At 65.5% G+C, this 15,522-nt stretch carries 9 protein-coding genes; 5 read left to right on the top strand and 4 right to left on the bottom strand.

The window, feature by feature from the left end; genetic code table 11:
- Positions 1-16: 16 nt before the first annotated feature.
- Positions 17-1,294, bottom strand: coding sequence for a sulfatase (locus OXG33_13765; protein MCY4114981.1), 1,278 nt, complete (start codon positions 1,292-1,294; stop codon positions 17-19).
- Between OXG33_13765 and OXG33_13760 the strand changes: the two genes are divergently transcribed.
- The 3 genes from OXG33_13760 (at position 1,293) to OXG33_13750 (ending at position 7,469) form a co-directional block, all read left to right on the top strand.
- Positions 1,293-3,911, top strand: coding sequence for a hypothetical protein (locus tag OXG33_13760; protein MCY4114980.1), 2,619 nt, complete (start codon positions 1,293-1,295; stop codon positions 3,909-3,911). The two genes, OXG33_13765 and OXG33_13760, sit on opposite strands and share 2 nt — an antisense overlap.
- A 776-nt stretch (positions 3,912-4,687) precedes the next feature.
- Positions 4,688-5,146, top strand: coding sequence for a RidA family protein (locus OXG33_13755; protein ID MCY4114979.1), 459 nt, complete (start codon positions 4,688-4,690; stop codon positions 5,144-5,146).
- 124 nt (positions 5,147-5,270) lie between these two features.
- Positions 5,271-7,469: a beta-galactosidase gene (locus OXG33_13750; GenBank protein MCY4114978.1), complete on the top strand. Its 2,199-nt coding sequence runs from the start codon at positions 5,271-5,273 to the stop codon at positions 7,467-7,469.
- 85 nt (positions 7,470-7,554) lie between these two features.
- On the opposite strand, the gene OXG33_13745 is transcribed toward OXG33_13750, so the two are convergent.
- Entirely contained in the window at positions 7,555-8,655 is a 1,101-nt protein-coding gene (locus OXG33_13745; GenBank protein MCY4114977.1) for a sialidase family protein, read from the bottom strand.
- Positions 8,656-8,756: 101 nt separating this feature from the next.
- Between OXG33_13745 and OXG33_13740 the strand changes: the two genes are divergently transcribed.
- Positions 8,757-10,826 carry a hydantoinase/oxoprolinase family protein gene (locus tag OXG33_13740; GenBank protein MCY4114976.1) on the top strand — a complete coding sequence of 690 codons (2,070 nt, stop codon included), beginning with the start codon at positions 8,757-8,759 and terminating at the stop codon, positions 10,824-10,826.
- The gene (locus OXG33_13735; GenBank protein MCY4114975.1) at positions 10,823-12,454 is read left to right on the top strand and encodes a hydantoinase B/oxoprolinase family protein; all 1,632 of its coding nucleotides are present in this window, start codon (positions 10,823-10,825) and stop codon (positions 12,452-12,454) included. Before OXG33_13740 ends, OXG33_13735 begins: the two co-directional genes overlap by 4 nt.
- Before the next feature lie 167 nt (positions 12,455-12,621).
- Here OXG33_13735 and OXG33_13730 read toward each other — a convergent pair whose 3' ends face one another.
- Both OXG33_13730 and OXG33_13725 read right to left on the bottom strand, forming a co-directional pair.
- A complete protein-coding gene (locus OXG33_13730) occupies positions 12,622-14,103 on the bottom strand; it encodes a M81 family metallopeptidase (GenBank protein ID MCY4114974.1) in 1,482 nt (493 codons plus the stop codon).
- Between the two features lie 94 nt (positions 14,104-14,197).
- Positions 14,198-15,412 carry a mandelate racemase/muconate lactonizing enzyme family protein gene (locus tag OXG33_13725; protein ID MCY4114973.1) on the bottom strand — a complete coding sequence of 405 codons (1,215 nt, stop codon included), beginning with the start codon at positions 15,410-15,412 and terminating at the stop codon, positions 14,198-14,200.
- Positions 15,413-15,522: the final 110 nt, after the last annotated feature.

Here is a 15,522-nt window from a genome sequence, read left to right as displayed (position 1 = left end):
CGACATGGTCACACGCCTAGCCTAAGAGCCCTTGAACAGCCCGACGATAGAACGGTGACGGTACCGGCCCATTGACGAGCGGGTCGCCGGTCTCGCGCATCCAGTTCGCCACTTTGGCGTCCAGCTCGGCCTCGATGCTTGCGTAGTCCGTGTGGCCGGCCAGATTGGTCCGTTCATTGGGATCGGACCGCAGGTCGTACAGCTCGGCAGGCGCGTGCACCGACGGTTCCAGCAGGCCGGCCAGGTCACGATAGGCACCGCCACCCGCAACGTCGGCCGGCACCTCAACACCCAGCCCGGCCTCGAAGTTTCGGATGTACTTCCAGTCATCGGACCGGACGCCGCGCATGGGGTCGTAGTAGCTGTGATAGGTCTTCTCCACGAACAACTCGGCGTGACCCGGCGACGCGCTGGCAGCCAGCGGCAGCAACGAGGCGCCGTGCAGATCGGCCGGGGCCTCGGCACCGGTCAAGTCGATCAGGGTCGGCACGACGTCCATGATGCTGGCCATGCCGTCAGGTGCAACACCGCCGCTCAACGGAGTTCCCGGGAGGCGAGCAATGAGTGAGATCTCAATTCCAGGGTCATAGAGCGTGCACTTCGCCCGCGGAAAGGCGATGCCGTGGTCGCTCACAAATAGCACCAGCGTCCCATCCAGCAGCTCGCGCTCTTCCAGCACCGCGATGATTCGGCCAACCTGCGCGTCGGCTCGACTGACGCAGCCCTGAAAGTCGGCCAGGTCGGTGCGCGTGTCCGGAGCATCCGGCAGATAGGCGGGCACGGTGATGCCCCTAGCATCGAACGGTGCGCCGCCGAAGCCGTGATCGCTCACGCGGTGAGTCTCGGTGAGGCCAATCTGCACCACGAACGGACGCTCGGTATCGGCGTCGATGAACGCGGCCATCCCGCCAACGATCGATGCAATCTCGCGCCCCTCGTCGTAGAAGTCGTTGCCGATGCGGTCAGGATCGCGCGCGGCGTGCTCCACGCCCCAGTGGCCGCTGCGGTAGCCGGCCGTGCGCAGAATCTGCGGGATGGTGCGCTCATGGGAGTGCAGGTCCCAGCGATGCTCGCCGTGGGTGAGCCCCATGGTGCCGTTGGCGTGGGGATAGCGGCCGGTCGTCAGGCTCGCCCGGCTCGGCGAGCACTGCGGCGCCGTGGCGTAGGCATTGAACCGCACGCCGTCAGCCGCCAGGCGATTCAGGTTTGGCGTCTCCACGGTGGCGACGCCGTACGGCTCAACGAACCGTCCCGTGTCGTGCGTGGTGACGATCAGGACATTCGGACGCTGCATGGTCGACAATGTATGCGGCGGACCGCGGGCGCGCACATTGTCCGAGTCGAGCGGTTTCCGTCAGCGCACGGTCCCGCATCTGCTCGCTGCTACTATCCACGCATCAAACCAATTGGAATCCTCTCCCCTGATCAACGCCGTCAACCAGCGTCAGCCGCCCGCCAGACATCAAGCGCGAGGCGTTGATCGAGCTCGTTTTATCCCACCAATTGTATTCGCGATTGCCACGCTTATATTCACATGGCCTCTCGCATCAAATCTGACCGGACACAAGATATACATCGGATCAGATCCAATCCTGATACATGCACTTTTGGAATGGCAACGCTACGCGATCTTCAACGATCTTCCGAATTTCTTCAATGGCAATTTCTACTATCTGACGCCTGGCGCTCTCTTCTTTGGCGATCTCCTCTTGGGATCGCTTCCCGTCTACATCGTCGCCGCCTGGATTCTGGGACCCGCAGGCGGATTCAACGTCATGTACATCTCTCTCTTCGTCTTCAATGGCTGGGCCATGCACCTTCTCGTGCGGCGAATTACGGACAGCTGGGTGGCCGGGATGTTTGCGGGAGCCGTCTTCGGCTTTGCAATTCTGCCGCAGCTGTTTATTCCCAATCATCAATTGTTGATGGCGTGGTGGACGCCGCTCATGCTCTGGTACTTGTTTGGAGCCCTCAAAGAGAGTCCCAGCAAGAACTTTCTCGGCGCGACGATGTCGTTGTTCCTGCAATTTGCCACTTCCATCTACTGGGGGTTCTTTGCGGCTTGGATTTTTCTGTTGTTCATTCTCGTGAGCCTGCTGTGGGGTCGCTTCGAGAGTGGCAGATTTCATGCCATACGATCGTTGAGTTTGGGCGGTTTGCCGGCTCTCGCCTTGTCGGCGCTGCTTGGATTCGGATACCTGCAGTTCTATCTGTCGTGGAGCGCAATACGACGTATTGACGAGACCGTGAATCAGTCCGGTGTGCTGCCGGAGTATTTGAGCTCATGGGGAGGCGGATGGTGGATTCAATCGGCCTTCTGGACCGATGCCGCCTCCTATCCTCCATATTTTGTTTCCGGCCTGATGGGCGCTGTATTCGCGGCGCTAGGTCTGGTGTATGCAGTGGCGAAAACGCGACAACGAATGGCCATAGTCCTGGCGGCATTGATCGCAGCTACATGCTTCGTGTTGTCTCTTGGGCCGATACTGCATTGGGAGGGGGAGTTGACCGACATCTCGCTTCCCTATGCGTTCGTGTTCGAGCATATTCCGGGCGTCCAGTCGTTGCGGGCGGTCAACCGCTGGGCCTTGGGAGTTCACCTCGGGCTGAGCATCCTGGCCGGCATAGGCTTTGCGGCGATCTGGTCTCTGGCCGGTCGCTTCGGGCAGTGGCGACTGCTGCTAGTACCCGCGGCAGTCGTCCTCCTGGCTCTGGACACCGGCCGGCCGTCCTTCAGCCTTCATCAGCAGCCGGAAGAGAGTGAGCTAAGGGCCTATCTTCGGACGATTCCGCGCGATCCGGCAATCGTGGTCCCGATTCTCAAGAATCCGGAAACGAAGTCGAGATATATGACGTGGAGCGCGGAGAGCTCGGTGCTGCCGCTTCTGAACGGATACAACGGCTACATTCCGCCGACTCAGGAGCACCTGGCGGGCTTGGTCAACGGGCTGAATCACACCGAGGCTCCGCGAATCTACGCAGCGCTCCACGCCCTGGGAGTTCGGACGGTCATTCTCAATACCGATGAAATGCGCAAGGGCAGCCCGGGAGCTTGGACGCGGGCTCTTGCGGACATACCGGTCGCTGGGTCGCGGACCGACGTGGGGCGGTTCGTCGTGCTCCGTCTAGGGGAACAGGGATACACCAGCCCCGTGTCGTCCTGGGACACGATTCTGGGAACAGTGTTTCTGGCCGACCTTGCGGCAGGCCGAGAGCTGGTCGCGCCTCTCAACCTGTTCAACGCCAACGCCACACCGTGGCTAAGCCCGGTCCCGCAGGGTACCTACGAGCTCGACGTGCGTTGGGAGCCGAGTTCCGGTTCGGCGCCGCTGACCCGAGTCGCTCAATTCCAGCCGCCGCCGGCTATCCCGGCAACGGGAGCCGTCGCGGTCCCCGTGAGACTCAGCGCCCCTGAGGTTCCCGGTTCCTATCGACTGGTGTTGGGGTTCGAGGGATTCGAGTTGGCGAGGGCGACCGTGACCGTGCGGCCGCCCGAGACGTTCGATGCCCCAGCTTGGAACCCGGTCTTGGACACCGAGGTGCAGGTGTTCGAGCTCACCCAGATCGTTGTCTCCGGCGAGTCCGTCCGCGTCGTTGCTTCAGCGACAAATCGAGGGTCCGAAGAATGGGATGGCAACTATCGCTTGGGATACTCGTGGACTCTGAAAAGCAGTTCATCCCCTTCAAGCGCCCCTCAGCAGCTCGAAGACCGGCTCTTCATTGACCTGGATGGCTTTTCGCGCTGGGACCCGGTCGTGCCCGGGTCGGCGTATACCTTCTCCGGTCCCATCGATACGCCAACACACCCCGGCCAATATTCCCTAATCATCGGAATGGTGAAGGAAGGCGTCGCATGGTTCGACAACAAAATGGCCTTCGACGTTGAGATCGTCGAACGCGACGGCGCATGACCATCCACTCGGACGAGGGCGTATCCTAAGTCGATCCTATGGCTGAGGCACTCAGTGCAGGGTGTCGCGCCGGCCCTTCCGATGTGGGCATGACAGCGCTCCATCGACGCGAGACTCCGGACGCAGTCGCAGGCCGAAGTCCCACGATTTACCGGGTCCCTGAGGCCCCATCAGTCCGACACAAACGAAGGCGTTGGCTCCCGCCGCGATAGGTGGCTCGCCGAGCCCGTCCTCACGCAAGCGGAAAGCCTGTCCGCGGCGGCGTGGTGCGGCCCTTGACGTGTTGCAGCCGGATTCCGGGCACGTATCGAGTACGGAACAGGCCTTTTGTCAGAGTGCCGGTGGGGTGAGGGAATACCGAGGCGGTGCGGGGACGATAGGGCCAGCGTGACCGGTAATCTGAGCGGAGGCATAGCCGAAACCACTGATAGACTGCCCGAGACGATGGCGAGCGGTCACCGTGGGAGCGCGGGAGGCGAGGATAAGTCATGGTGAGACCTGATTTCGTGTGCCCAAAATGCGATTGTCGGATGTGCGATCGAGAAGACGTGAGGCTTGCTGGCAAGTACTCCAGATTCTTCGACATGCAAAGCAAGAGGTTTATTGCGGTGTCTTGCGCCGAATGCGGCTACACGGAGATGTATCGAGAAGAATCTTCCAGGGCCGGGAATCTCGCAGACCTGCTCTTGGGGGGCTAGCAGCCGCCATCAGCCCTCGCGGCTGATGGCGATATCGCTAGACTGATCCCGCGCTGCTGATCCGTCAAGGGCGTCACCATGTCGCCAGAGGACCGCCTCGCCGCCTTGGGTATCGAGTTGCCGGAACTGCCACCGCCGCTTCCGGACGCGCCTTACATCCCGGCCGTAGTCACGGGCGACCTGGTGTGGGTCTCGGGCCACTCCCCGGGAGGGGCCTGGCGTCCGGGGCAGGTGGGCACCGACTACTCGGTCGCCGAGGCCAAACAGGCGGCGCGGGCGGCGGGGATTGGCCTGCTGGCCGCCGCGCGCTGGGCCGTCGGCTCGCTTGATCGCATCGAAGGGGTCGTGCGCATGTTGGGACACGTGAACGCCGCGCCGGGCATGGACCAGGCGGGCGAAGTCGTCAACGGATGCTCCGAGCTGATGCGTGAAGTGTTTGGGCCGGAAGGCCGGGGCGTCCGCTCCGCAGTGGGCGTGGGCACGATGCCGCGCAACGTCCCGTTGTCCGTCGAGGCGGTGTTTCAGCTCAAGAGCTAGCGCCGCGTCCCCTGCGGGCATCCGGTCCAAAACGTGACTCCCGTGCCAATCGCGCATGCACGGCTTCACCCGCCCTAGATTTATGTCAAGTGATGGCGACTCAGCCAATTCGTGAACCAGGCGCATGGCGCACGCCTTGACGGCCCGCGCCGGCCGCCCCACCATGCCAAGCGCGGAATCGTCTCGCCGACCCGCCGGCGAACGCGCCGTCCAGCAAGGGGTTGACGTGGCCAGCGACAACCAGTTCGGTATTCCCGGCGTCCCGTTTCCTGTCGGCGTGGAGTACTACCGCGCGCCCGTTCCCAAGTCGGAGCTGTGGGACGAAGACTTCGCCCGCATCCGTGCCGGTGGCATGCGCATCATTCGCACCTTCAACTATTGGAACCATCTCGAACCCCGCCCGGGCATCTACGAGACCGACGACATCGATCTGCTCTTCGATCTGGCGCACAAGCACGACTTGCGGGTGTGGCTCGACCTCCCGCTGGCCACGCACGGCGCCTGCCCGGAGTGGCTGACGCGCGAGCACCCCGACATGCGCGTGGTCAGCTACCGCAACCACGTCTCGCTGACCAGCGCCAGCCCCGCCTACCCCCAGGGCAGCCAGATCCACTGCTACGACCATCCCGCGTGGCGCGAATACGGCGAGAATCTCTTGCGCCACATGATCGGGCGATACAAGGACCACCCGGCCCTGCTGGTGTGGGGCCTTTGGGACGGCATCGCGCTCTCGGCAGCGTGGAGCAAGACGTCCGACGGCCTCCCGTGCTATTGCCCCAGCACGCTGGCGCGCTACGACGCCTGGCTCAAGGAGCGCTTCACGCTCGACGAGCTGAACGCGCGTGTGCACCGCCGCTATCGCCGATGGGAAGACGTGCAGCCGCCGCGCTCGAATCAGAATGTCGTCGAGATGCTGCTGTACAAGCAATTCCACTACGAGAACCTGGCCGGCCATCTCCAGTGGGTCATGGACGTCGCCAATGACGTGGACCCGGTGCACGAGAAGCGCTCCCACGGCGCCTGGTACCCGAGACCGCAAGACACTATGTGCGCGCCCGTCGCCGACAGCTGGGGCATGTCCATGTCTTCCAACAATCTGCTGACTTCCGAAGACCCGTACAAGCTGTCGGAGCGGGCTTTCGGCTACGACTGGTCACGCAGCGTCGGCAAGAACAACCGCTGGTGGAATGAGGAGATCTACTCGGGCATGTCGCGCGGCGGCGTGACCTGGCGCAAGCAGTCGGCGCCCGAGGAACCCACCATGTTGCTGTGGATGTGCCTGGCCTCGGGCGGCGCGGGCGCCATGTATTGGCAGTATCGCCCCGAGTACTTCAGCTTCGAGTCCCCCGGCTACAACCTCATCGCCCTGGACGGTCAGCCCACCGCCCGCTGGCAATCCACCACCGAAGCGCTGTGCCAGATGGCCGGCATGGAGGACCACCTGCCGCTCACGTGCGACACCGCGGACGTGGCCGTCGTCTATCAGTCCGAGTCACAGGAGCTGTTTTCCTATAACGACGAAGACGACCGCTATCTCGACGACGTGCGCGGCGTCCACCGCACGCTCTGGGCCAACGGCATTCCGGTCGACATCGTGTCACCCGGCATGGATTGGTCGCCGTACCGCCTGATCCATCTGACCAACGCGGCGCTCATGACCGACGAGCTGCGCCGACGCATCGAGCAGACCCTCAGCGACAACCCGGATGTACAGCTCGTGGCGGACGGGAGCTTTGGGCTGTATTCAGCCGATGGACAATCGTCCTACGCCCCCCCGGAGGGCTTCGCCGAGCGATTCGGCGTGCGAGTGGCGGACTTCAACGCCATCACCGAGCAGGACATCATGGATGGTCGAAACGTGCTACACGCGCCGGCTGGAACCATTTCGATTAGCACTCCTTGCGGCTACGCCGTCCTCGAGCCCAAGAACGGCGCAACGGCCATTGCCTCGCTCGAGGGCGAAACGGTGGCCGTGCGCAGCGCCGACGGACGGTTCACCTGGTGGGGGCTGTCGCTGTCGGCCGGCTTCGGCGACGCCGGCCACCCAGACCTGGTGCTGCCACACGTGCAAGAGGCTTCAATTGAAGCGCCTCTGACGATCGAGGGCTCGGGCGTCGTGCCGGTGGTCCGCGGATCGGCGATGGGCGGAGAGGTGGCGTTTCTCTTCAACCTCGAGCGCTCCGCCGCCGCTGTCGCCGTCCGCCCCAAGCGCGGCCCCAACTCCGTGCGCAACTTGCTCACCAAGGCAGAGATTCCGGTCAACGACGGTGCGTTTGAGATCACGATTCCGGCCTGGAAGCATGCGGTGGTGCACCTGGCGTGACAGTTGGCCGCACGGTCTCCGGCACGGGCGGATTCCCTGGAGCGGCCTAGGCGCCCAAAGCGGTAAGCCGAATCCCAGCCCGGGACTAGGTGACCCGAAGGCGGAACCAGCGGATGTTGCGGATGCCGTCTTCCTGGCACCAGAGGACGGCAAACACGTCGCCGTTCGGCAATGAGAGCATCTGTGGAAATCCGAATTGAAGATCCACCAGCTCGTCGGCGCCGGTGCCCTCGCCCGCCATGCCCGACGGCGCGCCCTGCCAGACGGCCAGGTCTTCCAAATTGATCCACATTTCGCCATCGATGCGGACCCGCTGGGCCCATAGCCCGGGACGGTCGTCGCGTCGGTAGAGCGCCAGCACCGTGCCGTCCACCAACACGTGCAGTTTGGTGGTTTGCCCCCGCAAGCCCGTGGCCCGTGGCTCCGAAAACTTCCAGCCATCCGCCGAGATCACGTAGGGCGTCGGTTCGCTGTGTCCCGAAACCTCGTCGTAGGCCCACGCGACCTGCAAGAGCCGGGAGTCGGGAAGCTCCACGATGGACTGTTCCCACGAAAACACGTGGCGGTCGTATTGATCCAAGACATCGAAGTAGGTTGGCCAGGACGCACCTTGGTCGAACGAGACCAGCGCGATGGCCTTCATGCCGTTTGGCGCGTCGCCGTCCCAGCCTTTCCAGGTAGCCGTGGGCCAAAGCCAACGGCCGTCGCGCAGCACGATCACCGCGTGGCAAATCTCGAACGACGGTCCGTCCAGTGGCGGCTCGATGGTTTCCGGGCCGCTCCAGGATTGCCCGCCGTCAGCACTGCGCAGCATGACCAGGTCGACCGGCACGAATCCCAACGTGTCGCGGTTCACCAGGCTGTCGTCGTCGGGTCGGCGGTAGGCTCGAGCGCCGGTCGCGATCAGCTCGCCTGGGCCCACGCGAGCAATACGCGCGAAGCTGGTGACCCGGCCCTGGACGGAGTCGAGAAACATCCGGGCCGGCGCCGACCAGGTGCGCCCCTCATCGGTCGAACGGGCGATATAGGTCGCGTAGTCCAGGCTCTCGGCATGGTCGGCGATGTCGAAGGCGGCCACCAGTTCACCCGAATCGAGCAAGACGGCCGTCGGGTGCCACGTATGCAGCGGCGGCGACTGCGAAACCGGGCTGCGGTAGACGAGACCGGACTCGATGACCTCGATCACAAACGGTCTCCAGGGGTCGCCTGAGGCGAGTATAGGCGGCCATCGTGGAGGCGGGTCGCGACTACAATCCCACCTTGCGACATCAGGCGGCGGGCAGCAGATTGACTCGCGTTGGCATCGACATCGGCGGCACATTCACAGACCTGTTTGCCGTCGCGGACGACGGGCGCACGTGGTCGGCCAAGGTCCTGACCACGCCGGCCAATCCGGCGGAAGGTCTCCTGGACGTGCTCGAGCGTTGGCAGGATGACGCCGGCGAACAGGAGATTCGCGAGATCGTCCACGCCACTACCGTCGCCACCAACGCCGTGCTCGAGGGAACCACGGCACGGCTGGGCCTGGTGACGACCCGGGGATTTCGCGACGTGCTGGAGATTGGGCGTCACCAAAGACGCGATCTTTACAACCTATTCCTGGAAAAGCCTCCAACCTTGATCGCGCGCGAGCACCGGCTGGAGGTGCGCGAACGCATTGGCGCCGACGGCTCAATCGTTAAACCCCTTCACGTGGCCGACGTGGTGCGCGCCGCGCATCGGCTAAAGGACCTGGGGGCTGAGGCGATCGTGGTGGCGTTTCTGCACAGCTACAGCTACCCGCAGCATGAGCGAGAAGCCGCCGCCGTCATCGCGAGGGAGACACGCCTGCCGGTGGTCGCCAGCCACGCCGTGTGCCGCGAGTATCGCGAGTATGAGCGCTTCAGCACGGCGGCGGTGCATGCGGCGGTTCTGCCGCGAGTCGCGACGTACATCGGCGATATCGGCTCCCGGCTCACCACACGTGGCATCAGCGCCCCGCTCTCGGTCATGCAATCCAGCGGCGGCATGGCCCCCGCCGCCACCGTGGCCCGCGAGCCGGCCTCGATCGTCGAGTCGGGACCGGCGGCAGGGGTGATCGCCGCCGCGGAGGTCGGACGGCGGTTGGGGGCGTCCAACGTCATCTCGTTCGACATGGGCGGCACCAGCACCAAGGCCACGCTGATCCGCGACGGTCACGTGACCATCAACAACGACTACGAGATCGGCGGGGGACTGCACGGAGGCTTCGGCACCGGCTATCCGCTTCGCACCCCAGTGATCGACCTTGTCGAGATTGGCACCGGCGGCGGCTCGATCGCCGGCGTGGATGCCGGCGGCTCGCTCTATGTGGGTCCGGCCAGCGCCGGCGCGGAGCCGGGGCCGGCGTGCTACGGCCGCGGCGGTGCGCGTCCCACAACCACCGACGCCAACGCCGTGCTCGGACGCCTGCGACCCGATCGGTTTGCCGGCGGACATATCCAGTTGGACATTGGCGCCGCGCGGCGGGCGGTGGCCAAATACGTCGCCGGCCCGCTGGGAATGAGCGTCGAGGGCGCGGCGGAAGGCATCCTTGCACTTGCGGGCGCGAAAATGGGACGGGCGTTGGAGCTTGTCTCCGTGGCGCGTGGTCACGATCCGCGCGAATTCACGATGGTGGCGTTCGGCGGGGCCGGCCCCATGCACGCGGCGGACCTCGCGCGCGAGCTCGGCTGCAGCCGGGTCGTGATTCCACCGGAGGCCGGGGTGCAATCGGCGCGCGGCCTGCTCGTGGCCGAAGCTCGACGCGACTTCTCCACGGCCATGCTCAGCGCCGAAAGCGATCTTGAGCTTCCCGAGGTGGAGCGACGCTTCGCCCACATGCGCGACCAGGGCGCGCACGAGCTTCGCGATGCCGGCTTCAGGGACCAGGCAATCATCGCGCGTCTCGGCGTCGATGTCCGCTACAGCGGCCAGGCATACGAAGTTCCGGTGTGGCTCGAAGAGCCGCCGGCGTTTGGCGATGCCCTGCGGCACGCGGTGAATCGGGAGTTCCATCGAGAACACGCCCGGCTGCACGGGCATCGTGACGAAGACGCCGCGATCGAGTGGGTCACGCTGCGTGCCAGCATCACGGCCCGGACGGTTCGGCCCGGCGCAACCGAACTTGCACTCCCAGCGGAGCCGCTGGCCCGGCGCCAACTCGGTGTCCAGTCGATGATCTGGGCCGGGGAGACCCACGACGCGCCGGTATACGCGCGGGAACGCCTTGGCCGCGACGACCAAATCGACGGTCCGGCCCTGGTTATCCAAGACCAGACGACGCTGGTGGTGCCGCCCGCAACATCTGCCCACGTGCACGCGACGAGCGACATCGTGCTAGAGATTCTGTCGGAATGAGTGCCGCCGTCGACCCGATCACTCTCGCGCTGATCCGCAACCGGCTGGTCGCCGGCGCGGAGCAAATGGCCGTCACGCTCTGGAAGAGCTCGTTCTCGACAGTGATCCGCGAGGTGCTGGATTACTCAACCGCCATATTCGACGTCGAAGGCCGCATGGTGGCCCAGTCGTCGCAGATTCCGTTCCAGATGATGACCATGTCCGCGCCCATGGGATATCTGATCCGGACGGGCTACGACTGGCAGCCCGGCGACGTTGTGCTCCTCAACGATCCCTATGCCTGTGAGGCCCAGCACCTGCCGGACTACATCGTGCTTCGGCCGGCGTTTAGCGGCGGCGAGCTGATTGGATTTGCCGGCGCTATCGGCCACATGTTGGACACGGGCGGTGGCGCGGCCGGCGGGTATCTGGCCTCCGCCACCGAGATCTATCACGAAGGATTGCGCATTCCGCCCAGCAAGATCATTCGGGGTGGCGAAGTCAACGAAGAGCTGCTGCAACTCATCGGTTTGAACGTCCGGGAACCCGAGAAGCTGCGCGGCGACCTGACGGCCATGTGGGCCTGCACCTCGCTCGGCGAGGCGACGCTGCATGCGTTGGCCGACGAGTACGGCCCCGCGACGGCCCGCTCCGCCATGGCCGAGATCCTCGACAGCACCGAACGCCAGGTGCGGCAACGGCTGGCGCTGATCCCCGAGGGCACCTATCGCGGCGTCGACCACGTGGACGACGACGGCATCACGGACGACCCGCTGCGCATCGAGGCCACCGTCACACGTCGCGGCGACACGCTGGAGGTGGACTTTGCCGGCACCTCGCCGCAACCCGCCGGCCCGGTAAGCGCCACGATGGAGATGACGCGCAGCAGCGTCATGTACGTCGCCATGGCGACCATCGGCGAGGACATCCCCAAGAACGACGCCTGGCGCCGCGCGATCACGGTCCGGGCGCCGGAGCGCTCCCTGGTGAATGCTGGACCGCCGGCGCCGGTGGCCAGCCGGGTCACCACTTGCCACCGGATCGTGGACGCCATGATGCAGGCGCTGGTGCAGGCGATTCCCGACCGGGTCACCGCCGGCTATTACGGCGCGAGCAACATCTGCAACATCGGCGGCTTCGACCCCGACACCGGCGCGCCCTGGGTCCACTTCGAAATCGAGGTTGGCGGCTGGGGGGCGCGGCCCACCGCAGACGGATTGGATGCCTACAGCGCCCACGTCCACAACCTGGCGACAACGCCGATCGAGGTGGTGGAGTCGAATCCGCGCCTCCGCGTGGAGCACTATTCGCTCTTGCCGGGCACCGGCGGGGCCGGAAAATTCCGGGGCGGGTTGGGGCTGCGGCGTGACATCCGCGTGCTGGTCGAGGGCGCCCGGATGAACTTGCTGGGCGACCACTACAAGTTCGCCCCACTGGGCATGCTCGGCGGCGAGCCGGGCGTGTCGGGTCGCTACGTGCTGAACCCCGATTCCAAAGACGAGTGCCGGCTCCCGAACAAGGTCTCCAACATGCCGATGGCCGCCGGCGACGTGATCTCCATGCAGACCTCGGGCGGCGGCGGCTACGGCGATCCGTCCGAACGCGATCCGGCCCTCATCGAGAGAGATCGCCGCGAGGAGAAGATCTAACTAGTCCTTTGCCCCAGCACTTGGCTTGCAAACGAACTGAGCTGTCATTTCGAGCGGAGCGAGAAATCTAAGGGGCGGGGAGACGGCGCAGCGTCCTTAGATTCCTCACTTCGTTTCGGAATGACATTTCTGGAACCCGGAGAGGATCGCCGGTCGTCGTCCGCTGGCTAGAGCCTCGCGTCCTCGTCCAGCGGCCAGATGGGCCTTCGCAGGCGCCTATAGGGAAGCTTGCGGGCGTCGTGCGGCTGGCAGCTGGGAAACTCGACCCGGTGAATGCTGTCCGAGACGCGCGCGAACGCGGCCCGGAAGTGATTGATGGACTTGAGGCCGATCCAGCGCAGCGCGGCCGGGTCGAACCCCATCTTGCGAATCGGCTCCAGGTCGTAGATCTGGCTGCGCTCGGTCATCACGGCCACGTGCACGCCGCCGCGACGGAGCACTGCCGTCGGGCCATAGTCCTCGAGGATTCCGGCATGCATCGGCCCCTCGACCGTGAATCTGCCGTCCCACAGGTGCTCGACCGTCGCCGTCATGGGCACCGGCGCGCCCTGCGTGGCGATCGACTTGCCGCCCACATCGACGGTCAGCTCCGCCCCTACCCCGGCGGCCGTCGCGGCCGCCGCCACTTCGGGATCCCACACGCACGCCAGCAGCGCGTTCTGGAGGTCGGCCTCGAGGAACGCCCGCAGCATACCGGTGGAGTCGCCGGGGGTTCCCGCGCCGGGGTTGTCCTGCGGGTCCGAGATCACCGCCGGCCAGCTGTTCATCGCCTGCGCGGACTGCACGGCCTCGTCGAAGCTCACCATATGCGCGTCGAAGTGCTCGCGCTGGGCGAACACCCACTCGCCGAGCGCGCGCGACTCGCGGTCGGCCAGCGCCTGGTCCCCGTCCGCGATGACGATCACCGAGGAGCCGGCGTGCTCGATGTCGGCCCACGTGAATCCCGGCGCGACCGAGGCCGTGAGGATGCCCGGTTGGGCCTCCAGCTCGTGGGCCCGCCCGATGATCGATTTGAACGGCTCCAGCCCGGTGAACTGCCCCGCCACCCAGAGCTGCGGCAGCTGGGTCCAGCTCATCGTCGGTCGAATCTCACTTCGAAGGGTGCGCACGATCAGGTCGGCGGCCTCGCGCCCACGCTCGCGCAGGTCGGTGTGCGGAAAGTTGTCGCACGGGATGATGACGTCGGCCATCTCGACCATCTGCGGCGTGATGTTGCAGTGCAGGTCGAGCGTCACGAAGACCGGGCGGTCGAGTCCCATGACCTCGCGGATGGCCTCGAGCAGATCGCCTTCGGCGTCCTCCACGCCCTCGGCGACCATCGCGCCGTGCAGGTCGAAGAGCCCGCCGTCGACCGGCATCGCGGCCTGCAAGCGCTCGACGAACTCACCCTTCAAGCGGCGCCACGCCGAAGCCTCGATTGGGCCTGACGGCTGCGTCGCGGTCCACAGCAACCCCACGAGCTCGAACCCGTGCTCCTCGGCACTGTCCAGATAGCCGGCGGGCTCGCGATTGGTGTCGCGGTGCGCCTCCAGGATCTCCTGGCCACGCACGATGCCAAGGGCCGAACCTTCGGAGAACGCTTCGTATGGCGTGGGAATCGGCGTAAATGTGCTGGATTCGTGGGCAATGGTGCCGGTGGCGATGCGCATGGCGCCTCAGGTGGGCAGGCGATCGGATGCGATGGTACGCGAGCCGGCGGGAGCCGGCTGCGGAGCCAAATGCGCCGGAATCAAGACTGCGCCGTCAAGACATCGACGCCGCTTCCTCCATGAGCGCCTGGTAGCGCTCCACGGCTTCCGGCACGAAGTTGCCGAGGCCCAAGCCCGGTCCCTGCGGCAGCACCACGTGCCCGTCCACCAGCTCCGGCGGCGTCTCTACCAACTCGTAGTTGGCCAGCGCCGTGGCTCGCTGCGTGACAAGGCCCTCGCCGCGATAGCTGACCAGCGCCGGGTACTCGATCATGGGTTCCAGGCCCGCCACGCTCAGGATCTGCGTGTGGCAAGTGACGGTGAAGACCGTCCACGGGCCGTGCGGCACGCACATCATGCCCGCGGCCTCGGCGTCGCGCGCCACCTGAAACGTCTGCGTGATACCCATCTGCGCCGCGTCCGGCTGCACGATGTCGAGCGCGCGCTGCCGGATGAACGGCTCGAACTCCTCGGTCGTGGTCAGGCTCTCCCCGGTGGCGATGTGGACGGACGTGGCCGCCGTTACCTCGGCGAAGCCGTCCACGTCCAGTGGGTGCAACGCCTCCTCGAAGAAGTACACGTCGTATGCCTCGAGCTTGTGGGCAGCCTCGATCGCTTGCTCGACACTCCAGGACGGATCGAAATACGCGGGACATCCGAAATCGACGCTCAGCCGAACATCTGGCCCCAGCGCCTCGCGGGCCGCGGCGAGCTTGGCCATCCCCTCGTCGCCAAAGTCGTTGCCCCAGCCGAACTTGACCGCCCTGAAGCCCTGCTCGCGGAGCGTGGTGCACTCGCGGGCGATCTCCTCCGGCGGCTTGTGCCGCAGCTCGCGCTCCCGCGCCGTTTCGTCGCTCTTCTTGCTCGCGGCGTAGAACATCGTGGACGCTGAGCCATAGGCCAGCACGCGGTCGCGACGAGCGCCGCCCAGCAACTCGTGCACCGGCTTGCCGGCGGCCTTGCCGGCGATATCCCACACCGCCATGTCGATGGCCCCCATTGCATTCGCCTGGAGACCGCCGCGGTCGGCGCGCCCGCGCTGGGCCGGCCATCGCTCAGCCATTCGCCGCCAAAGCGCCTCGGGGTCGCCGGGATCCTCACCCACCACAAGCTGACGCAGGCCGTCGCCGGGATCGTCGATGATGGACTCGATCATGCCCGGCGGCGACCCCGTGGATCCCAGCCCCACGATTCCGGCGTCGGTGTGAACCTCGATCAACGTCAACCGTGCGGGATGGTGCAGCAGCGAGCGAATGTCGGTGATTCGCATAGTCGGTTCTCCGTCCGGGCGGCTATTGGGCGCCAGGCGATTCTTTCCGTACCAGCATCACATGATCGAGCATCAGGCGCGGCCGGTCTCCGACCTCATGGTTGAAGATC

Source organism: Chloroflexota bacterium, from assembly GCA_026708035.1.
In the GTDB taxonomy this organism is placed as follows: Bacteria; Chloroflexota; UBA11872; order UBA11872; family UBA11872; genus JAJECS01.
The sequence above is the reverse complement of the archived record's forward strand: the minus strand, read 5'-3'. Positions and strand labels throughout refer to the sequence as shown.